This is a genomic window from Amycolatopsis tolypomycina (assembly GCF_900105945.1).
Classification (GTDB): Bacteria; Actinomycetota; Actinomycetes; order Mycobacteriales; family Pseudonocardiaceae; genus Amycolatopsis; species Amycolatopsis tolypomycina.
Map to the genome: position 1 here is coordinate 244,927 of NZ_FNSO01000001.1, position 22,644 is coordinate 267,570.

Below are 22,644 nucleotides of genomic sequence, written 5' to 3' on the forward strand. Positions count from 1 at the left end.
CTACCCACGTTGGTAATGGTTCCCACCGGGCGGTGTGGGCGAGTCTCGGTACGTGAAGACATCGCGGCCGCTCGAGGTGGCTCTGATCGGTGCGGGGCTCATCGCCCGGCTGCACCTGGAAGCGTGGCTCGGCGCCGGCGCCGCCGTGCGGGCTTACTCCGCCGACGGCCGGAGCGCCGAGCTGGCGCGGGAGTTCGGGGTGAAGTCCGCCGGCTCCTTGGCCGAGGCGCTCGACGGGGCTGACGCCGTCGACATCTGCACGCCGACCGCGAGCCACCACGAGATCGCGATGACCGCCATCGCCGCCGGCGTCGGTGTCGTGTGCGAAAAGCCCCTGGCGGCCAGTGCCGAGGAGGCCGAAGAGATCGTCGCCGCCGCGGAAAAGGCGGGCGTGCGGCTCTACGCCGCCCACGACGTGCGGTTCGCCGCGCCCTACGCGCGGCTGCACGAACTCGTCGCGAGCGGGCGGCTGGGGGAGGGCGCGATCGGCCGGTTCTCCTTCTCCGCCTACCACCCGCGGCCGTGGACCGGGCACGCCTCCGCGCGCTCGGGCGGCATCCTCACCGACCAGCTGCTGCACGGCGCCGACCTCGCCCACTGGGTCTTCGGGGACGTCGTCCGCGTGCACGCCTGCTACCAGGGCGAGATCGCCACCCCGGCACCCGAAGGGGCCGTCGCCACCGGGACCGCGGTGCTGACCCACGCCAGCGGCGCCGTCAGCCAGGTCGTGAGCCGGTGGACGGCCACGCCCCGGCCGCCGGTGCGGGTCGCCTTCCACGTCTCGGGCACCGGGGGCACGGTCGGCTACGACTCCGAGTGGCCCCAGGAGGTCCGGGTGGTCGACGGCGACGCCGGGAACTTCGCGTACGGCGGGCCGTCGGTGTTCGACACCGAGATGCGGGAGTTCGCCGCGGCCTTCGCCGGTGGGCCCGAGCCGCGCATCGGGGCGCGCGACGCGCTGGCCGCCGTGCGGATCATCCACGCCGCCGCCGAGTCCGCGTGGACCGGGCGGGCCGTCGAACTGCCGGTGCGAGGTGCCGCGTGAAGGTCGCCGTTCTGTCGTCAACGCCCGAGCGGTACGCCGCGGCGCTGCGCGGCCTGCCGGACGTCGAAGCCGTGGTCACGGCGAGCTGGGACGCGTTCGAGCCGGTCCTGCGGGCCGCCGACGCCGGCGCGCGCGTGCTGTGCGACCACCCCTCCGCGGACCGGGAACCCGAACTGAAAGCCATCGTGGACGCCGGGGGCGACGGGCTCACCTTCGCGTCCCCGGCCTGCCACGGCGAGGCGTTCGCGGTGGTGCGCAAGGGCATCGCCGACGGCGGCATCGGCGAGCTGACGACAATCCTCGGCTCGGTGACGACGAGCGCGGACGGCGTGCTGGCGGCCGCCGCGCCGTCGCTGCTCGACCTGGCGGACGCGGTGCTCGGCGGCGAACCGGCCCGGCAGGTGTACGCACAGGCCAACACCGTCCTCAGTGGACGGACCGGGGAAAGCGCGGCGGTGCTCACCGTCCGGTACGGCAGCGGGAAAGCAGCCTCGTTCGACTGCCGCCGCAGCCCGTCGGGAACGGGCCTGCCCGCCGTCACCTTCGTCGGGGACAAGGCGAGCGTGCAGTACGACGCCGGTCCACGGCTGCTCGACGGCGACCGGCCGGAGCTGGGTGGCGAAGACCTGGACGCGTTGCTGCTCAACGACTTCCTCGGCGGCAACGGGGCCGGACCGGATGGCCGGGCCGCGCTGCGCACGTTCCGGATCGTCCAAGCGGCCTACGCATCCGCGCGCACCGGGCAGCCCGTCGACCTGTAAGCGGCTTCGCCACCAAGGGGCTTTCTCCTGTGTCACAGGGGAAAGTCCCTTTTGTTGTGTCCGTGCGGGGAGGCGCGAGGGCTCTACCAGAGTGAGGGATGTCGCCTTGCGGTGGCTCGCCTAGCCTGAATCGAGAATGAAAAAACCGCTCTGTGCTGGGAGATTCCCGAAATAGGTGGAGGCCGCGATGAGTGTTACGCAGGTGAAAATCGCGTTGAGTGGCGGGCCGGCCGAACTGGCGTTGGCAAACCGCAGCGTCGACGCCGGTGCGCTGGAGAACACGCTCAAGATCCGCCACGGGGCCGGTTACGAACACTTCGTGCACGGCGGGGAGTTCCAGGCCGTCGACGGCTGTGACATCGCCGTCTTCCGGTGGTCGCACCGCACGAAGATCGCCGAATAGAGAATCTTCCCCTGGAAAGGTTTCCATGACCGACGCAATCTCCTTCGAGGTGCCGTGGGATCGGACCGACAAGTTCGATCCGCCCGCGATATTCGACGAGCTGCGCGAAGAACGGCCGCTCGCGAAGATGGTTTACCCGGACGGGCACGTCGGCTGGATCGTTTCCGGCTACGACCTGGTCCGCGAGGTCCTCAGCGACCCGCGGTTCAGCCACAGCTGCGAAATCGGCCACTTCCCGGTCACCCACCAGGGCCAGGTCATCCCGACCCACCCGCTGATCCCCGGCATGTTCATCCACATGGACCCGCCCGGGCACACCCGCTACCGCAAGCTGCTGACCGGCGAGTTCACCGTCCGCCGCACGAGCAGGCTGATCCCGCGCGTCGAGGCGGTGGCCGCCGAGCAGATCGAGGTCATGCGGGCCAAGGGCGCGCCGGCCGACATCGTCATGGACTTCGCCAAGCCCCTGGTCCTGCGGATGCTGGGCGAGCTCGTCGGCCTGCCCTACGAAGAACGCGACCGGTACGTGCCCGCGGTGACCCTGCTGCACGACGCGGAGGCCGACCCGGCCGAGGCCGCGGCCGCCTACGAATCGGCCGGGAAGTTCTTCGACGAGGTCATCGAGCGGCGGCGCAAGCAGCCCGCCGACGACCTGATCAGCTCGCTCGTCACCGAGGACCTGACCCAGGAGGAGCTGCGCAACATCGTCACCCTGCTGCTGTTCGCGGGGTACGAGACCACCGAAGGCGCGCTCGCCACCGGCGTCTTCGCGCTGCTGCACCACACCGACCAGCTGGCGAAGCTGCGGGCGGAGCCGGGGAAGCTCGACGCCGCGATCGAGGAGCTGCTGCGCTACCTGACCGTCAACCAGTACCACACCTACCGCACCGCGCTGGAAGACCTCAAGCTCGAGGGCGAGCTGATCAAGCAGGGCGACACGGTGACGGTGTCGCTGCCCGCGGCCAACCGCGACCCGGCCAAGTTCGGCTGTCCGGCGAAGCTGGACATCGACCGCGACACCGCCGGCCACGTCGCGTTCGGCTTCGGCATCCACCAGTGCCTGGGCCAGAACCTGGCGCGCATCGAGCTGCGGGCCGGCTTCACCGCGCTCCTGCGGGCGTTCCCCGACCTCCGCCTGGCCGTCCCGGCCGACGAGGTGCCGCTGCGGCTGAAGGGTTCCGTCTTCTCGGTGAAGAAGCTCCCCGTCTCCTGGTGAGCGGTCTTCCCCCCCGTACACCCGAAAGGATCTGCGGCACAGTGCGCACCGATCTCATCAAGCCACTTCACGTCGCACTCCTGGAGAACGCGACCCGCTTCGCCGGCAAAACCGCCTTCGCCGACGACCACCGGGCCGTCACCTACGGCGACCTCGAGGCGCGGACGCGCCGGCTGGCCGGGCACCTGGCCGGCCTCGGCGTCCGGCACGGGGACCGGGTGGCGATCTGCCTCGGCAACCGCGTGTCCACTGTGGAGAGTTACTACGCGGTCCTGCGGGCCGGCGCCGTCGCCGTGCCGCTCAACCCCGGGTCCGCGACGGCCGAGCTGGCGTACCCGCTGACCGACAGCGGTGCCACCGCGGTCATCACCGACGCCACGCAGGCGGCCCGGCTGCGGCTCGCGCCGGGGGTCCGGCTGCTGGTGACCGGCGACGACGTCCCGGCGGGCGCGCACTCCTACGACGAGCTCGCCGTCACCGAACCGGCCGAGCCCGCCGCGGACGACCTCGACCTCGACGAACCGGCCTGGATGTTCTACACGTCGGGGACGACGGGCCTGCCCAAGGGCGTCCTGTCGACCCAGCGCAACGGCCTCTGGTCGGTCGCCTCCTGCTACGTGCCGATCCCGGGGCTTTCGGCCGAAGACCGGGTGCTCTGGCCGCTGCCGCTGTTCCACAGCCTTTCGCACATCGCCTGCGTGCTGTCCGCGACCGTCGTCGGGGCCACCGTCCGGATCGCCGACGGCAGTTCCGCCGACGACGTGATGCGGCTGCTGCGCGCCGAGGACTCGACGTTCCTCGCTGGCGTGCCGACCACGTACCACCACCTGGTGCGGGCCGCCCGGCAGAGCGGGTTCGCCGCCCCGAGCCTGCGGATCGGCCTGGCCGGGGGCGCGGTCCTCGGCGCCGGGCTGCGGAGCGAGTTCGAAGAGACCTTCGGCGTTCCGCTGATCGACGCCTACGGCAGCACCGAGACCTGCGGCGCCATCACCATGAACCCGCCGGACGGCGCCCGGGTCGACGGCTCGTGCGGCCTCCCCGTGCCGGGTGTCGGCGTCCGGATCGTCGACCCCGAGACCGGGCTCGACGTCCCCGCCGGCCAGGAGGGCGAGGTCTGGGTCAGCGGGCCGAACGTCATGCTCGGCTACCACAACAGCCCGGAGACGACCGCCGCGGCGATGGTCGAAGGCTGGTTCCGCACCGGCGACCTGGCCCGCCGCGACGACGCCGGCTACTTCACCATCCGCGGCCGGATCAAGGAACTCATCATCCGCGGCGGGGCGAACATCCACCCCGGCGAGGTCGAGGCGGTCCTGCGCACGGCCGACGGCGTCGCGGACGCGGCCGTCGGCCGTGCCCCGCACGAGACGCTCGGCGAGGTGCCGGTCGCCTACGTGATTCCCGGGCCGTCCGGGTTCGATGCGGACGCGCTGATCGAAAAGTGCCGCGAGCAGCTGTCCGCCTACAAGGTGCCGGAGCGGATCCTCGAAGTCGCCCACATCCCGCGGACCGCGTCCGGCAAGGTCCGGCGCGGCCTCCTGGCCGATGAGCCGGGACAGCTGCGGTACGCCGCGGCCGAGCACGAGGAGCAGGCCCGGCAGGCCGACGAGTCCGTCGCCGCGGCGCTGCGGGCGCGACTGTCCGGTTTGGACGAACAAGCCCAGCGTGAGCTGCTGGAAGACCTCGTCCGCACGCAGGCCGCCGACGTGCTGGGGCAGCCGGTCCCGGCCGGCCGCGCCTTCCGCGACCTCGGCTTCACGTCGCTGGCCATCGTCGAGCTGCGCAACCGGCTGACCGAGCACACCGGCCGGTGGCTGCCCGCCAGTGCCGTCTTCGACCACCCGACGCCGTCGGCGCTGGCCACCCGCGTCCGGGACGAGCTCCTCGGGCTCACCCGAGCCGTCGCCGAGCCGGTCGTGACCGCCGACCCGGACGAGCCGATCGCGATCGTCGGGATGGCGTGCCGGCTGCCGGGTGGGGTGGCGTCCCCCGAAGACCTGTGGCGGCTGGTGGCGAACGGTGTCGACGCCGTCTCGGCGTTCCCCGACGACCGCGGCTGGGACCTCGACAGCCTCATCGACCCCGAGCGGGCCCGCGCCGGGACGTCGTACGTCGGCCAGGGCGGGTTCCTGCACGACGCCGGCCAGTTCGACGCGGGCTTCTTCGGGATCTCGCCGCGCGAGGCCGTCGCCATGGACCCGCAGCAGCGGCTCCTGCTGGAGACTTCGTGGGAGGCCCTCGAGCACGCCGGGGTCGACCCGATCGCGTTGCAGGGCACCGACACCGGCGTGTTCTCCGGCCTGATGGGCCAGGGCTACGGGGCCGGCCCGGTGGCGGAGGAACTCGAAGGGTTCGTCACCACCGGGGTCGCGTCGAGCGTGGCCTCGGGCCGGGTGTCGTACGTGCTGGGCCTGGAAGGTCCGGCCGTCACCGTGGACACGGCGTGTTCGTCGTCGCTGGTCGCCGTGCACCTGGCAGCGCAGGCGCTGCGGCAGGGCGAGTGCTCGATGGCACTGGCCGGCGGTGTCACCGTGATGGCGACGCCGGGCTCGTTCGTCGAGTTCTCGCGCCAGCGCGCGCTGGCGCCCGACGGGCGGTGCAAGGCCTTCGCGGCGGCGGCCGACGGGACCGGGTGGTCCGAAGGTGTCGGCGTGGTCGTCCTCGAGCGGCTGTCGGTGGCCCGGGAGCGTGGCCATCGGGTCCTGGCCGTGCTGCGTGGCAGCGCGGTGAACCAGGACGGCGCGTCCAACGGCCTCACCGCGCCGAACGGCCTCTCGCAGCAGCGGGTGATCCGCCGGGCGCTGGCCGCCGCCGGACTGGCACCGTCCGATGTGGACGTCGTGGAAGCGCACGGGACCGGCACGACCCTGGGTGACCCGATCGAGGCGCAGGCGCTGCTGGCGACCTACGGCCAGGAGCGGGAGCGGCCGCTGTGGCTCGGCTCCCTGAAGTCGAACATCGGGCACGCGCAGGCGGCCGCGGGGGTCGCGGGCGTCATCAAGATGGTGCAGGCGCTGCGGCACGAGCTCCTGCCGCCGACACTGCATGTCGACAAACCGACTCAAGAGGTCGACTGGTCCGCCGGTGCGGTCTCGTTGGTGACCGAGGCTCGGGAGTGGCGGCGGAACGGACGGCCGCGCCGGGCCGGGGTCTCGTCGTTCGGGGTCAGCGGGACCAACGCGCACCTGATCATCGAGGAAGCACCGCTCGACGAACCGGCCGCCACCCCGGAAGCCGCGGTCGTGCCGCTGGTCGTGTCGGCGCGCAGCACGGAGTCGTTGTCCGCGCAGGCCGAGCGGCTGGCGGCGTTCCTCGAAGGGGACGTCTCGCTGACCGAGGTGGCCGGAGCGCTGGTGTCGCGTCGCGCGGTGCTGGACGAACGTGCGGTCGTCGTGGCCGGTTCGCGCGAAGAAGCCGTGGCCGGGCTGCGGGCGCTGAACGCGGCCGGTCCGGCGACGCCGGGCAAGGTCGTGTGGGTGTTCCCGGGCCAGGGGACGCAGTGGGCCGGGATGGGCCGCGAGCTGCTGGAAGAGTCTTCGGTGTTCGCCGCGCGGATCGCGGACTGCGCGGCTGCCCTGGAGCCGTGGATCGACTGGTCGCTGCTCGATGTCCTGCGTGGCGAAGGTGACCTGGACCGGGTCGACGTTCTGCAGCCGGCGTGCTTCGCCGTGATGGTGGGCCTGGCCGCGGTGTGGGAGTCCGTGGGAGTCCGGCCGGATGCGGTGGTCGGGCACTCGCAGGGGGAAATCGCGGCCGCTTGTGTGTCGGGTGCGTTGTCGCTGGAGGACGCGGCGAGGGTGGTTGCGTTGCGCAGCCAGGCGATCGCGGCGGAGCTTTCCGGTCGCGGCGGGATGGCGTCGGTTGCCCTGAGCGAGGGCGACGTGCTCCCGAAGTTGGTGGACGGGGTCGAGGTGGCCGCGGTCAACGGGCCTTCGTCGGTGGTCATCGCCGGGGATGCTCAGGCCCTCGACCAGACCCTGGAAGCCCTGTCCGGTGAAGGAATCCGCGTGCGGCGGGTGGCGGTGGACTACGCCTCGCACACCCGGCACGTCGAGGACATCCGCGACACCCTCGCCGAGGCCCTGGCCGGGATCAGGGCCCAGGCCCCGGCCGTGCCGTTCTACTCGACCGTCACCGGCGAGTGGGTGCAGGACGGAACCTTGGCCGGCGAGTACTGGTACCGGAACCTGCGCAACCAGGTCCGGTTCGGGACCGCCGCGACGGCTCTGATCGAGCAGGGTCACACGGTGTTCGTCGAGGTCAGCGCGCACCCCGTGCTGGTGCAGCCGATCAGTGAACTCGCCGAGGCCGTCGGGACACTGCGGCGGGACGACGGTGGCATCCGGCGGCTGCTGACCTCGATGGGCGAGCTGTTCGTCCGCGGCATCGACATTGACTGGACGGCGATGGTGCCCGCCGCCGGCTGGGTCGACCTGCCGACCTACGCCTTCGACCACCGGCACTACTGGCTCGAAAGCGCCGAACCGGCGGCGGACGGGGACTCGCTGCTGGGCACGGTCGTCAGCACGCCCGGTGCGGACCGCCTCACCGCCGTGGCGCGGTGGTCACGGCGGGCGCAGCCCTGGGCGGTGGACGGCCTGGTCCCGAACGCGGCACTGGTCGAGGCGGCCATCCGGCTCGGCGACCTGGCCGGCACGCCCTTCCTCACCGAACTGACCATTGACGCGCCGGTGGTGCTGCCGCCACGCGGCAGCCGCGAGGTCCAGCTGCTCGTCGGCGAACCCGGCGAGACGCGTGAGCGGTCGGTCGAGGTCTTTTCCCGCGAGGTGGACGAACCGTGGACGCGGCACGCCCACGGCACCCTCGCTCGTCCCGCCGCCGCCGGTGTGACGGACCCGGTGGCGGCGGGAGACGCCGGCGAAGTCGCGCTGGACCTGCGTGACGCGGACCGGTACGGGATCCATCCCGCGCTGCTGGACGCCGCCGTCCGCACGGTCGTCGGCGACGACCTGCTGCCGTCCGTCTGGACCGGTGTGTCCCTGCTGGCCGCCGGGGCGACGGCCGTCACGTGCACGCCGACGGCGACCGGCCTGCGGCTGACCGACCCGGCCGGGCAGCCCGTCCTGAGCGTCGAAGCCGTGCGCGGCACGCCGTTCACCCCCGGACAGCGGGCCACCGACTCGCTCTTCCGCGTCGACTGGACGGAGATCCCGCTTCCGGCCGCCGAAGCCGGCTTCTTGCCGTACGAGGCCACGTCGGTCGAGGAGACCCTCTCCACACTCCAGACCTGGCTGGCGAACGAGACGGAAACTCCCTTCGTCGTGGTCACCGGGGACAGCACCGAGCCCGGCGCGGCCGCGATCTGGGGCCTGGTGCGCTCGGCGCAGGCGGAGCACCCGGGCCGGATCGTCCTGGCCGACCTCGACGACCCTTCCGTGCTGCCCGCCGTGGTGGCGAGCGGCGAACCCCAGATCAGGGTGCGTGACGGCGTCGCTTCCGTGCCCCGGCTGGTCCGGATTCCGCCCGAGCGGGACGCGCGGCCGCTCGACGCCGAGGGCACGGTCCTCATCACCGGCGGCACCGGCACGCTCGGCGCGCTGACCGCCCGGCACCTCGTCACGGCCCACGGCGTCCGGCACCTGGTGCTGGTCAGCCGCCGCGGCGAAGCCCCCGAACTCCGTGACGAGCTGACCGCGCTGGGCGCGTCCGTCACCATCGCCGCCTGCGACGTGGCGGACCGGGCCCAGCTCGAAGCCGTCCTGGCGGCCATCCCGGCCGCGCACCCGCTCACCGCCGTGATCCACACCGCCGGTGTGCTCGGCGACGGCGTCGTCACCGAGCTGACCCCGGACCGCCTGGCCACCGCGCGACGGCCGAAGGTGGACGCCGCCCGCCTCCTGGACGAGCTGACGCGGGACGCCGACCTCGCCGCGTTCGTGCTGTTCTCCTCGGCCGCGGGCGTGCTGGGCAACCCCGGCCAGGCCGGGTACGCGGCCGCCAACGCCGAGCTGGACGCGCTGGCACACAAGCGGAACCGCGAAGGCCTGCCCGCGGTGTCCATCGCCTGGGGTTACTGGGCGGCCGTCAGCGGCATGACCGAGCACCTCACCGCCGCCGACCTGCGGCGCAACGAGCGGATCGGCATGGCCGGCCTCCCCGCCGACGAGGGCATGGCCCTGCTGGACGCCGCCATCGGCACCGGCGGCGCGCTCGTCGCGGCCAAGTTCGACGTCCCGGCGCTGCGGGCGGCGGCGAAGTCCGGCGGCCCGATCCCGCCGCTGCTGCGTGGCCTGGCCCCGCTGCCGCGCCGGACGGCGGCCCAGACCGCGTCATTGACCGAACGTCTCGCCGGGCTGGGCGAGACCGAACAGGCCGAAGCCCTGCTCGATCTGGTGCGGCGGCACGCCGCCGAGGTGCTCGGCCACGCCGGCGCCGAGTCCGTCCACTCAGGACGGACGTTCAAGGACGCCGGCTTCGACTCGCTCACCGCGGTCGAACTGCGGAACCGGCTCGCCGCCGCCACCGGGCTCACCCTGTCCCCGGCGATGATCTTCGACTACCCGAAGCCGACGGCCCTCGCGGACCACCTGCGGACCAAGCTCTTCGGCGCAAGCACCCCGCGCCGGGCCGAGATCGGGACCGCCGCGGCCGAGGAGCCGATCGCGATCGTCGCGATGGCGTGCCGGTTCCCCGGCGGCGTCGCCTCGCCCGAGGACCTGTGGCGGCTGGTCGCCGACGGCGTCGACGCCGTCACCGAGTTCCCCGCCGACCGCGGCTGGGACACCGACCGGCTCTACCACGAAGACCCCGACCACGAAGGCACGACGTACGTGCGGCACGGCGCCTTCCTCGACGACGCCGCCGGGTTCGACGCCGGCTTCTTCGGCATCTCGCCCAACGAGGCCCTCGCGATGGACCCGCAGCAGCGGCTGCTGCTGGAGACGTCGTGGGAGCTGTTCGAGCGGGCCGCGATCGACCCGACCACACTGGCCGGGCAGGACATCGGCGTCTTCGCCGGTGTCAACAGCCACGACTACAGCGTGCGGATGCACCATGCCGCCGGTGTCGAGGGCTTCCGGCTCACCGGCGGCTCGGCCAGCGTGCTCTCCGGCCGCGTCGCCTACCACTACGGCATCGAAGGCCCGGCCGTCACGGTCGACACGGCCTGCTCGTCTTCGCTGGTCGCGCTGCACATGGCGGTGCAGGCCCTGCAGCGCGGCGAGTGCTCGATGGCCCTGGCCGGCGGCGTGATGGTGATGGGCACGGTCGAGACCTTCGTCGAGTTCTCGCGGCAGCGCGGCCTCGCCCCCGACGGCCGGTGCAAGGCGTTCGCCGACGCCGCGGACGGCACCGGCTGGTCCGAGGGCGTCGGGCTGCTCCTGGTGGAGCGGCTGTCCGAGGCGCAGCGCCGGGGCCACCAGGTGCTGGCCGTGGTCCGCGGGTCGGCGGTCAACTCCGACGGCGCGTCGAACGGCCTGACCGCCCCGAACGGCCCGGCCCAGCAGCGGGTGATCCGCAAGGCGCTGGCCGCGGCCGGACTGTCCACATCGGACGTCGACGCGGTCGAGGCGCACGGCACCGGGACCACGTTGGGCGACCCGATCGAGGCGGAGGCCCTGCTCGCCACCTACGGCCAGGATCGCGAGCGGCCGCTCTGGCTCGGCTCGGTGAAGTCGAACCTCGGGCACACGCAGGCCGCCGCGGGTGTCGCGGGCGTGATCAAGATGGTGATGGCCATGCGGCACGGCGTGCTGCCCCGGACACTGCACGTCGACCGGCCGTCGTCCCATGTGGACTGGTCGGCCGGGGCGGTGGAGCTGCTGACCGAGAACCGCGACTGGGCGAGCAACGGCCACCCGCGCCGGGCCGGCGTGTCCTCGTTCGGGATCGGCGGCACCAACGCGCACGTCGTCCTCGAAGAGGTTCCGGCGCCGACCGAGGCAGTGGCGCCGGAGCCGGCCGAGTACCTGGTGCCGGTGCTGCTCTCCGCGCGTTCGGCGGCCGGGTTGCGCGGGCAGGCCGCGCGGCTCGCCGGTTTCCTCGGCGCTGAGGTGAGCGTTCCCGACGTCGCCCACGCCCTGGCCACGACCCGGGCCCGGCTCGACCACCGGGCGGTCGTCCTGGCCGCGGACCGGGAGCAGCTCAAGGCCGACCTCACCGCCTTCGGCGCGAGCGTCGTGACCGGGACGCCGGTCGAGGGCAAGCTGGCCGTCCTCTTCACCGGCCAGGGCAGCCAGTGGGTGGGCATGGGCCGCGAGCTCGCCGGCACCTTCCCCGTCTTCCGCGACGCCTTCGAGGCCGCGTGCGACGCCGTGGACGCGCACCTGGGCGGACGTCCGCTGCGCGAGGTCGTCTTCACCGACCGCGAGCTGCTGGACCAGACGATGTACACCCAGGGCGCGCTGTTCGCCGTGGAGACCGCGCTGTTCCGGCTCTTCGAGTCCTGGGGCGTCCGGCCGGACCTCCTGGCAGGCCACTCGATCGGCGAACTCGCCGCCGCGCACGTGTCCGGGGTGCTGGACCTGGCCGAAGCGGGCGAACTGGTCGCCGCGCGCGGCCGGCTGATGCAGGCCCTGCCCGCGGGCGGCGCGATGGTCGCCGTCCAGGCCACCGAGGACGAGGTCACGCACCTGCTCGGCGACGCCGTCTGCGTGGCCGCGGTCAACGGCCCGGACTCGGTGGTGCTCTCCGGTGCCGAGGACGCCGTGCTGGCCGTCGCCGCCGAACTGGCGGACCGCGGTCGCAAGACGAAGCGGCTGGCCGTCAGCCACGCCTTCCACTCGCCGCTGATGGAACCGATGCTCGCCGGCTTCCGCGCGGTCGCCCAGCGCCTGACGTACCGGCCCGGTTCGCTGCCCGTCGTCTCGACGCTGACCGGGGAGCTCGCGGCCCTCGACACCGCCGATTACTGGGTCGGCCAGGTGCGCAACGCCGTGCGGTTCGGCGACGCCGTCACCGAGCTGAACACCCAGGGCGCGACGACGTACCTCGAACTCGGCCCGGGTGGCGCGCTCGCCGCCATGGCGCTCGGCACGCTCGGTGGCCCGGAGCAGAGCTGCGTAGCGACCCTGCGCAAGAACGGCGCCGAGGTCTCCGACGTCCTCACCGCGCTCGCCGAACTGCACGTCCGGGGCGTGGCCGTGGACTGGACGGCCGTCCTCGACCGGCCCGCTGCGGCGGTCGGGACCGTCCTGCCCACCTACGCGTTCCAGCACGAGCGCTTCTGGGTCGGCACCGACGAAACGCCTCCGGTCGTGGCCAAGCCCGCCGAGCCGGTGCAGGACGTCCTCGACCTGGTCCGGGAGAGCGCCGCGGTGGTGCTCGGCCACCGGGACACCGGCGCGTTCGACGTCGAGAAGTCCTTCAAGGACCACGGGTTCGACTCCCTCAGCGCGATCAAGCTGCGCAACCGCCTGCGCGACTTCACCGGCGTCGAGCTGCCCAGCACGCTGATCTTCGACTACCCGAACCCGGCCGCCGTCGCGGCCCACCTGCGCGCCGCACTGCTCGGCGAGCGCCCGGCCGCACCGGCCGTGGTGACGCGGGACGTCTCCGACGAGCCCATCGCCATCGTCGGCATGAGCACCCGGCTGCCGGGTGGTGCGGACAGCCCCGAAGAGCTGTGGAACCTCGTCGCCGAAGGGCGGGACGCGATCTCCGGCTTCCCCGTCGACCGCGGCTGGGACCTCGACGGCCTCTACCACCCGGACCCCGCCCACCCGGGCACGAGCTACACGCGCACCGGCGGCTTCCTGCACGACGCGGCCCAGTTCGACGCCGGCCTCTTCGGCATCTCGCCCCGCGAAGCGCTGGCCATGGACCCGCAGCAGCGGCTGCTGCTGGAGACGTCGTGGGAGGCACTGGAACGCGCGGGCGTCGACCCGCTGTCCGCGCGCGGCAGCGACGTCGGCGTCTTCACCGGGATCGTCCACCACGACTACGTGACCCGGCTGCGCGAAGTGCCCGAGGACGTCCAGGGCTACACGATGACCGGGACGGCTTCGAGCATCGCGTCCGGCCGGGTGGCCTACACGTTCGGCTTCGAGGGCCCGGCGGTCACCGTGGACACGGCGTGCTCGTCTTCGCTGGTCGCGATCCACCTGGCGGCGCAGGCGCTGCGGCAGGGCGAGTGCTCGATGGCACTGGCCGGCGGCGCGACCGTGATGGCCAGCCCGGACGCCTTCCTCGAGTTCTCCCGCCAGCGCGGCCTGTCCGCCGACGGCCGGTGCAAGGCCTACGCCGAGGGCGCGGACGGCACCGGCTGGTCCGAGGGCGTCGGCGTCGTCGTCCTCGAACGGCTTTCGGTGGCGCGGGAACGCGGGCACCGGATCCTGGCCGTCCTGCGCGGCAGCGCGGTCAACCAGGACGGCGCGTCGAACGGCCTGACCGCGCCGAACGGGCCGTCGCAGCAGCGGGTGATCCGCGGCGCGCTGGCCACGGCCGGGCTGGCACCGTCCGATGTGGACGTCGTGGAAGGGCACGGGACCGGGACGGCACTGGGCGACCCGATCGAGGTGCAGGCCCTGCTCGCGACCTACGGGCAGGACCGCGAGACGCCGTTGTGGCTCGGCTCGCTGAAGTCGAACATCGGGCACACGCAGGCCGCGGCCGGGGTCGTCGGCGTGATCAAGATGGTCATGGCCATGCGGAACGGCGTCATGCCCGCCACGCTGCACGCCGGCGAGCGCACCAGCCAGGTCGACTGGTCCGCCGGGGCGATCGAGGTGTTGACCGAGGCCCGCGAGTGGCCGCGAGGTGAGCGTCCGCGCCGGGCCGGGGTGTCCTCGTTCGGGGCCAGCGGGACCAACGCGCACCTGATCATCGAAGAAGGCCCCGCCGAAGAACCCGTGGCGGACGAGCCGCTCTCCGTGGTGCCGCTGGTGGTGTCCGCGCGCAGCACCGGCTCCCTGACCGGGCAGGCCGGGCGGCTGGCCGCGGTCCTCGAGCACGAGTCGCTGTCCGGCGTGGCCCGTGCCCTCGTGTCGGGGCGCGCGACGCTGAACGAGCGCGCGGTCGTCATCGCGGGCTCGGCCGGCGAGGCGCAGGCCGGGTTGCAGGCGGTGGCCCGCGGCGAGCAGGCGCCCGGCGTCGTGACCGGGACCGCGGGCAAGCCGGGCAAGGTGGTCTGGGTGTTCCCCGGCCAGGGCTCGCAGTGGCTCGGCATGGGCCGGGAGCTCTTGAACTCCTCGCCGGTGTTCGCCGCGCGAATCGCGGACTGCGCGGCCGCGCTGGAGCCGTGGACCGGCTGGTCGCTGCTCGACGTCCTGCGCGGCGACGCCGACCTCCTGGACCGCGTCGACGTGGTGCAGCCCGCCAGCTTCGCGATGATGGTCGGCCTCGCCGCGGTGTGGGAGTCGCTGGGGCTGGTGCCCGACGCCGTGCTGGGCCACTCCCAGGGCGAGATCGCCGCCGCCTGCGTGTCGGGTGCGTTGTCGCTGGCCGACGCGGCGAAGGTGGTCGCGCTGCGCAGCCAGGCGATCGCCGTGGAACTGGCCGGCCGCGGCGGCATGGCTTCGGTCGCGTTGAGCGAAGAGGACGCGCTCGCGCGGCTGGCGCCGTGGGACGGCCGGGTCGAGGTGGCCGCGGTCAACAGCCCGTCCTCGGTCGTCGTCGCGGGCGACGCGCAGGCCCTCGGCGAAGCTCTCGCCGCGCTGGAAACCGACGGCGTCCGGGTGCGGCGGGTCGCCGTGGACTACGCCTCGCACACCCGGCACGTCGAGGCCATCGCCGAGACCCTGGACAAGTCCCTCTCCGGGATCAGCGCCCAGGCGCCGGTGATCTCGTTCTACTCCACCGTCCTCGGCGGGTGGCTCGAAGACGCCGTCGTCGACGGGGACTACTGGTACCGGAACCTGCGGCAGCAGGTGCGGTTCGGCCCGGCGGTGGCGGACCTGGCCGGGCGGGGGCATACGGTGTTCGTCGAGATCAGCGCCCACCCGGTGCTGGTCCAGCCGCTGAGCGAAATCAGCGACGACGCCGTGGTGAGCGGATCACTGCGCCGCGACGACGGCGGGCTCCGGCGCCTGCTGGCCTCGGCCGCCGAGCTGTACGTCCGCGGCGTGGCCGTGGACTGGGCCGCGATGGTGCCCGAAGCCGGCTGGGTCGACCTGCCGACGTACGCCTTCGACCGGCGTCACTTCTGGCTGCAGGAGGCCGAGACCGCCGAAGCCGCCGAAGGTGCGGACGGCGAGTTCTGGACCGCGATCGAACAGTCCGATGTGGACAGCCTGGCCGAGCTGCTCGACCTCGGCCCCGAACAGCGCGGGGCGCTCAGCACCGTCGTGCCCGTGCTCGCCGGGTGGCGGGACCGGCGCCGCGAGCGCTCGACCGCGGAGAAGCTGCGCTACCACGTCACCTGGCAGCCCCTGGAACGCGAGGCCACCGGCGTGCCGGGCGGGCGCTGGCTGGCCGTCGTCCCGGCCGGCACCACCGGTCCGCTCCTGGCGGAGCTGGCCGGGCAGGGCCTCGACCTCGTCCGGCTGGAGATCGGGACGCCTTCGCGGGCCGAGCTGGCCGCGCGGTTGCGGAGTGTCCTCGCGGAGCACGACTTCGCCGGGGTGCTGTCGCTGCTGGCCCTCGACGGCGGCCCCGCGGACGCCACCGAGATCACCGCGGCGACCCTTGCCCTGGTCCAGGCCCTGGGCGACACCGGCGTCGCCGCGCCGCTGTGGTGCCTCACCTCCGGCGCCGTGAACATCGGCATCCAGGACGCCGTCACCGCACCGGCCCAGGCCGGTGTCTGGGGCCTCGGCCGCGCCGTCGCGCTGGAACGCCTCGACCGGTGGGGCGGCCTGATCGACCTGCCCGCCGTGGCCGACGCGCGGACCGCCCAGGCCCTGCTCGGTGTCCTGAACGGCACCGGCGGCGAGGACCAGCTCGCGATCCGGCGGTCCGGCGTCTACCACCGGCGGCTGGTCCGCAAGCCGGCGCCGGACGGGCCGGGCAGGTGGGAACCGCGGGGCACGGTCCTGGTGACCGGCGGGGCCGAAGGGCTCGGCCGCCACGCCTCGGTCTGGCTCGCGCGGTCCGGTGCCGAACGGCTCATCGTCACCGGCGACGGCGTCGACGACCTGCGGAACGAGCTGGCCGAGACGGGCACCACGGTCGAGTTCTGCGCCGACCGGGACGCCCTGGAACGGCTGGTGGCGGCCTCCGCGGTCACCGCGGTCGTGCACGCCGCCGACATCGCGCAGACCAGCGCCGTCGACGACACCGGGCGCGCCGACCTCGACGCGGTCTTCACCGCCAAGGTGACCACCGCGGTGTGGCTGGACCAGCTGTTCGAGGACACCCCGCTCGACGCCTTCGTCGTGTTCTCCTCGATCGCCGGCATCTGGGGCGGCGGCGGGCAGGGCCCGGCCGGGGCGGCCAACGCCGTCCTCGACGCCCTGGTCGAGTGGCGCCGGGCCCGCGGCCTCAAGGCGACGTCGATCGCCTGGGGCGCCCTCGACGAGGTCGGCATCGGCATGGACGAGGCCGCCCTCGCCCAGCTGCGCCGCCGCGGTGTGCTGCCGATGGCGCCGCAGCTCGCGGTCACCGCGATGGTGCAGGCGGTCGCCGGCAACGAAAAGGCCGTGGCGGTGGCCGACATGGACTGGGGTGCCTTCGTCCCCGCGTTCACGTCGGTCCGGCCCAGCCCGCTGTTCGCCGACCTGCCCGAGGCGAAGGCGATCCTGCAGGCCACGCAGGACGACGGCGAAGACGGCGACACGGCCGCGTCGCTCGCGGACTCCCTGCGGGCCGTCCCGGACGCCGAGCAGAACCGCATCCTGCTGAAGCTGGTCCGCGGGCACGCCTCGACCGTCCTCGGCCACAGCGGGGCCGAAGCCATCGGCCCGCGGCAGGCGTTCCAGGAGGTCGGCTTCGACTCCCTGGCCGCGGTCAACCTCCGCAACAGCCTGCACGCGGCCACCGGGCTCAAGCTGCCCGCGACGCTGATCTTCGACTACCCCACCCCGGAGGCGCTGGTCGGCTACCTGCGCGTCGAGCTCCTCCGGGAGGCCGACGACGGCCTGGACGGCCGGGAGGACGACCTCCGGCGGGTGCTGGCGGCCGTGCCGTTCGCCCGGTTCAAGGAGGCGGGCGTCCTGGACGCCCTGCTCGGCCTGGCCGAAGCGGAAGCCGGGCCGGCGCCGGAGGTCCCCGCCCCGGCCGCGGCCGACGACGCAGAACTGATCGACGCACTGGACATCTCCGGTCTCGTGCAACGGGCCCTCGGGCAGACGAGCTGACCGCCGATGGCGAACGAATCGTGGAGGAAGAACATGTCCGCGCCGAACGAGCAGATCGTTGACGCACTGCGCGCCTCGCTGAAGGAGAACGTCCGCCTCCAGCAGGAGAACGCCGCCCTCGCCGCGGCCGCCGCGGAGCCCGTCGCGATCGTCTCCATGGCCTGCCGCTACGCCGGCGGGATCCGCGGCCCGGAGGACTTCTGGCGCGTGGTGTCCGAAGGCGCCGACGTCTACACCGGCTTCCCCGAAGACCGCGGCTGGGACGTCGACGGCCTCTACCACCCGGACCCCGACAACCCCGGGACGACGTACGTGCGGGAAGGCGCCTTCCTGCACGACGCGGCCCAGTTCGACGCCGGGTTCTTCGGCATCTCGCCGCGCGAGGCCCTCGCCATGGACCCGCAGCAGCGGCAGCTCCTGGAGGTGTCCTGGGAGACCCTCGAACGCGCGGGCATCGACCCGCATTCGGTGCGCGGCAGCGACATCGGCGTCTACGCCGGGGTCGTGCACCAGGACTACGCCCCGGACCTCAGCGGGTTCGAGGGCTTCATGAGCCTGGAACGCGCCCTGGGCACGGCGGGCGGCGTCGCCTCCGGCCGGGTCGCCTACACGCTCGGGCTCGAAGGCCCCGCCGTCACCGTCGACACGATGTGCTCGTCGTCGCTGGTCGCGATTCACCTTGCCGCACAAGCGCTTCGCCGCGGTGAGTGCTCGATGGCACTGGCCGGCGGCTCGACCGTGATGGCGACGCCGGGCGGGTTCGTCGGCTTCGCGCGGCAGCGGGCGCTGGCCTTCGACGGGCGCTGCAAGTCCTACGCCGCGGCCGCCGACGGCTCCGGCTGGGCCGAAGGCGTCGGCGTGCTGCTGCTGGAGAAGCTCTCCGTGGCTCGTGAGCGCGGGCACCAGGTCCTGGCCGTCATCCGCGGCAGCGCGGTCAACCAGGACGGTGCGTCGAACGGCCTGACCGCGCCGAACGGTCCCGCGCAGCAGCGGGTCATCCGCAAGGCCCTCGCCAGCGCCGGCCTGTCACCGTCCGATGTGGACACCGTGGAGGGGCACGGCACCGGCACGGTCCTCGGCGACCCGATCGAGGTGCAGGCCCTGCTGGCCACCTACGGGCAGGACCGCGAGCGGCCGCTCCTGCTCGGCTCGGTCAAGTCCGTCGTCGGCCACACGCAGGCGGCGTCCGGCGTGGCCGGCGTGATCAAGCTGGTCCAGTCGCTGCGGCACGGGCAGCTCCCGGCGACCCGGCACGTCGACGCGCCCACGCCGCAGGTCGACTGGTCGTCCGGCTCGATCGAGCTGCTCACCGAGGGCCGCGAGTGGCCGCGCAACGGCCACCCGCGCCGCGGTGCCGTCTCCGCGTTCGGCGCCAGCGGCACCAACGCGCACATGATCCTCGAAGAAGCACCCTCCGACGAGCCGGCGGTCGAAGAGTCTGCGCCCGCGGGGGTGGTGCCGCTGGTCGTGTCGGCGGCGACCGCGGCCTCGCTGGCTGCCCAGGCCGGGCGGCTGGCGGAGGTCGACGGGGTCTCCCTGGCGGACATGGCCGGGACGCTCGTGTCCGGCCGCGCGATGCTCAGCGAACGCGCGGTCGTCGTGGCCGGGTCGAGCGAAGAAGCCGTGACCGGGCTGCAGGCGCTGGCCCGCGGGGAGAGCGCGCCCGGCCTGCTCAGCGGCCGCGGCTCGGGTGCCCCGGGCAAGGTCGTCTGGGTCTTCCCCGGCCAGGGCACGCAGTGGGCCGGGATGGGCCGCGAGCTCCTCGACGCTTCGCCGGTGTTCGCCGCGCGGATCGCCGAGTGCGAAGCCGCGCTCGGCCGCTGGGTCGACTGGTCGCTGACCGACGTCCTGCGCGGCGACGCCGACCTGGACCGGGTCGACGTCGTGCAGCCCGCGAGCTTCGCCGTGATGGTCGGGCTCGCCGCGGTGTGGGCTTCGCTCGGCGTCGAACCCGAGGCCGTGGTGGGTCACTCGCAGGGCGAGATCGCCGCCGCGTGCGTCTCGGGTGCGCTGTCGCTGGACGACGCCGCGAAGGTGGTTGCCCTGCGCAGCCAGGCCATCGCGGCTTCCCTGGCCGGTCGCGGCGGGATGGCCTCGGTCGCGTTGAGCGAGGAAGACGCGGCCGCCCGGATCGAGCGGTGGGCCGGCCGCGTGGAGGTCGCGGCCGTCAACGGGCCGACGTCCGTGGTCATCGCCGGAGACGCCGAGGCCCTCGACGAAGCTCTCGACGCGCTCGACGACCAAGGCGTCCGGATCCGGCGCGTGGCCGTGGACTACGCGTCCCACACCAAGCACGTCGAAGCCGCCCGTGACGCACTGGCCGAGATGCTCGGCGGGATCCGCGCGCAGGCCCCGGCGGTGCCGTTCTACTCGACCGTCACCGGCGAGTGGGTGGACGACGCCGGCGTGCTCGACGGCGGCTACTGGTACCGCAACCTGCGTCGCCAGGTCCGGTTCGGCCCCGCCGTGGCCGACCTGATCGAGCAGGGCCACCGGGTGTTCGTCGAGGTCAGCGCGCACCCGGTGCTGGTCCAGCCGATCAACGAGCTGGTCGACGACGCCGTCGTGACCGGGACGCTGCGGCGCGAGGACGGCGGCCTCCGGCGCCTGCTGGCCTCGGCGGCCGAGCTGTTCGTGCGCGGCGTGACCGTCGACTGGACCGGCGTGCTGCCGCCCTCCCGGCGCGTCGCACTGCCGACGTACGCCTTCGACCACCAGCACTACTGGCTGCAGCTGGGCGGCTCGGCGACCGACGCCGGGTCGCTCGGCTTGGCCGGCGCCGACCACCCGCTGCTCGGCGCGGTCGTGCCGCTGCCGCAGTCCGACGGGCTCGTGTTCACCTCGCGGCTGTCGCTGAAGACGCACCCGTGGCTGGCCGGGCACGCGATCGGCGGGGTCGTGCTCATCCCGGGCACGGTGTACGTCGACCTCGCCCTGCGCGCCGGGGACGAACTCGGCTTCGGCGTCCTCGAAGAGCTCGTCATCGAGGCGCCGCTGGTGCTCGGCGAGCGTGGCGGCGTCCGGGTGCAGGTCGCGGTGAGCGGGCCGACCGAAACCGGCTCGCGCGCGGTCGACGTCTTCTCCATGCGGGACGACGGCGACGAATGGGTCCGGCACGCGACCGGCCTGCTGGGCGAGTCGACGTCACGGGAGCCGGACCGCTTCGACTTCGCCGCCTGGCCGCCCGCGGGGGCGGAGCCGATCGACGTCGAGAACTTCTACGCCGACCTCACCGAGCGCGGCTACGCCTACAGCGGCGCCTTCCAGGGCATGCGGGCGGTCTGGCGCCGCGGTGACGAGGTCTTCGCCGAGGTCGCGCTGCCCGACGACCACCAGGAAGACGCCGGGAAGTTCGGCCTCCACCCCGCGCTGCTCGACACGGCCCTGCACACGAACGCCTTCGCCAACCCCGGCGACGACCGCAACGTGCTGCCGTTCGCGTGGAACGGCCTGGTCCTGCACGCCGTCGGCGCGTCGGCGCTGCGGGTGCGGGTCGCGCCGGGCGGGCCGGACGCGCTGACGTTCCAGGCCGCCGACGAGACCGGTGGCCTGGTCGTCACCATGGATTCGCTGGTGTCCAGGGAAGTCTCGGCCGCGCAGCTGGAGACGGCGGCGGGCGAGGAACGCGACTCGCTGTTCCAGGTCGGCTGGGTCGACCTGGAACAGGGAATCGCAAGCGTGGCCACGGACCACGTCGAGGTCCTGGAGGCCGCCGGCGGGGAGCCCCTTGAGCTGACCAGCCGGGTGCTGGCAGCCGTGCAGGCGTGGCTCGAAAGCGCGGCCGAGGAAGCCCGGCTCGTCGTGGTGACCCGCGGCGCCGTGCGCGAGGTGACCGACCCCGCCGGGGCTGCCGTGTGGGGCCTGGTCCGGGCCGCGCAGGCGGAGAACCCGGGCCGGATCATCCTGGTCGACACCGACGGTGACCTGCCGCTGGGTGCGCTGCTGGGCAGTGGTGAGCCGCAGATCGCCGTGCGCGGCGGGGCTTTCTCCGTCCCGCGGCTGTCCCGGGCCACCGGCGAAGCGGCGGACGGGGTGTTCAGTCCGGAAGGGACAGTGCTGCTCACCGGCGGCACCGGCTCGCTGGGCGCGCTCGTGGCCAAGCACCTGGTCGCCCGGCACGGCGTCCGGCGGCTGGTGCTCGCGAGCCGGCGTGGCGTGGCCGCGGAAGACCTCCTCGCGGAGCTGGCCGAGCAGGGCGCGAGCGTGTCCGTGGTCGCGTGCGACGTCGCCGACCGCGACCAGGTCGCCGCGCTGCTGGCCGAGCACCGCCCGACCGGCCTCGTGCACCTGGCCGGTCTGCTGGACGACGGCGTCATCGGGGCACTGAACCGGGAGCGGCTGGCCGGGGTGTTCGCCCCCAAGGTCGACGCCGTCCAGCACCTCGACGCGCTGACCCGCGACCACGACCTCGACGCCTTCGTCGTGTTCTCCTCGGCGGCCGCGCTCATGGGCTCGGCCGGGCAGGGCAACTACGCGGCGGCCAACGCCTTCCTCGACGGCCTGATGGCTTCGCGCCGCGCCGCGGGCCTGCCGGGTGTCTCCCTGGCGTGGGGCCTGTGGGAGCAGGCCGACGGCCTCACCGCCCACCTCAGCGCGACCGACCAGGCCCGGATGAGCCGCGGCGGCGTGCTGGCCATGACCCCCGCCGAGGCTCTCGACAGCTTCGACATCGGCCTGGCCGCCGAGCAGGCGCTGCTGGTGCCGATCAAGCTCGACCTGAAGACCCTGCGCGGCGGCGGAGACGTTCCGCACCTGCTGCGCGGCCTGGTCCGCGCGAGCCGCCGGGTGACGCGGACGGCGGCGGCGAGCGGCGGTGGCGGCCTGCTCGGCAAGCTCGCCGGGCGGCCCGCCGAGGAACAGGAAGGCGTCCTGCTGGGCATCGTCCAGGCCGAGGCGGCCGCGGTGCTCGGCTTCACCGCCCCGAGCTGGCCCAGGGCACCCACGGGTTCAGCGACCTCGGCTTCGACTCGCTGACCGCGGTCGAGCTGCGGAACCGGCTGAGCGCGGCGACGGGCGTCAAGCTGCCC

At 73.7% G+C, this 22,644-nt stretch carries 5 protein-coding genes and 1 pseudogene; all 6 read left to right on the plus strand.

The window, feature by feature from the left end:
- The first annotated feature begins 52 nt into the window (after window positions 1-52).
- Window positions 53-1,045: a Gfo/Idh/MocA family protein gene (locus BLW76_RS01300; RefSeq protein WP_244170002.1), complete on the plus strand. Its 993-nt coding sequence runs from the start codon at window positions 53-55 to the stop codon at window positions 1,043-1,045.
- A complete protein-coding gene (locus tag BLW76_RS01305) occupies window positions 1,042-1,806 on the plus strand; it encodes a Gfo/Idh/MocA family protein (RefSeq protein WP_091304001.1) in 765 nt (254 codons plus the stop codon). Before BLW76_RS01300 ends, BLW76_RS01305 begins: the two co-directional genes overlap by 4 nt.
- A 187-nt stretch (window positions 1,807-1,993) precedes the next feature.
- Window positions 1,994-2,209, plus strand: coding sequence for a DUF5988 family protein (locus BLW76_RS01310; protein ID WP_167384423.1), 216 nt, complete (start codon window positions 1,994-1,996; stop codon window positions 2,207-2,209).
- Between the two features lie 25 nt (window positions 2,210-2,234).
- The gene (locus BLW76_RS01315) at window positions 2,235-3,425 is read left to right on the plus strand and encodes a cytochrome P450 (protein ID WP_091304003.1); all 1,191 of its coding nucleotides are present in this window, start codon (window positions 2,235-2,237) and stop codon (window positions 3,423-3,425) included.
- A gap of 41 nt (window positions 3,426-3,466) precedes the next feature.
- On the plus strand, window positions 3,467-17,617 hold the full coding sequence (locus BLW76_RS01320; RefSeq protein WP_091304004.1) for a type I polyketide synthase: 14,151 nt from the start codon (window positions 3,467-3,469) through the stop codon (window positions 17,615-17,617).
- Between the two features lie 72 nt (window positions 17,618-17,689).
- Window positions 17,690-22,591, plus strand: a pseudogene (locus BLW76_RS50740) (type I polyketide synthase); the annotation flags it as partial.
- Window positions 22,592-22,644: the final 53 nt, after the last annotated feature.

Coding starts and splice junctions, on each gene's coding strand:
- BLW76_RS01310 (WP_167384423.1), top strand. CDS start 1,994: ATGAGTGTTACGCAGGTGAAAATCGCGTTGAGTGGCGGGCCGGCCGAA.
- BLW76_RS01315 (WP_091304003.1), top strand. CDS start 2,235: ATGACCGACGCAATCTCCTTCGAGGTGCCGTGGGATCGGACCGACAAG.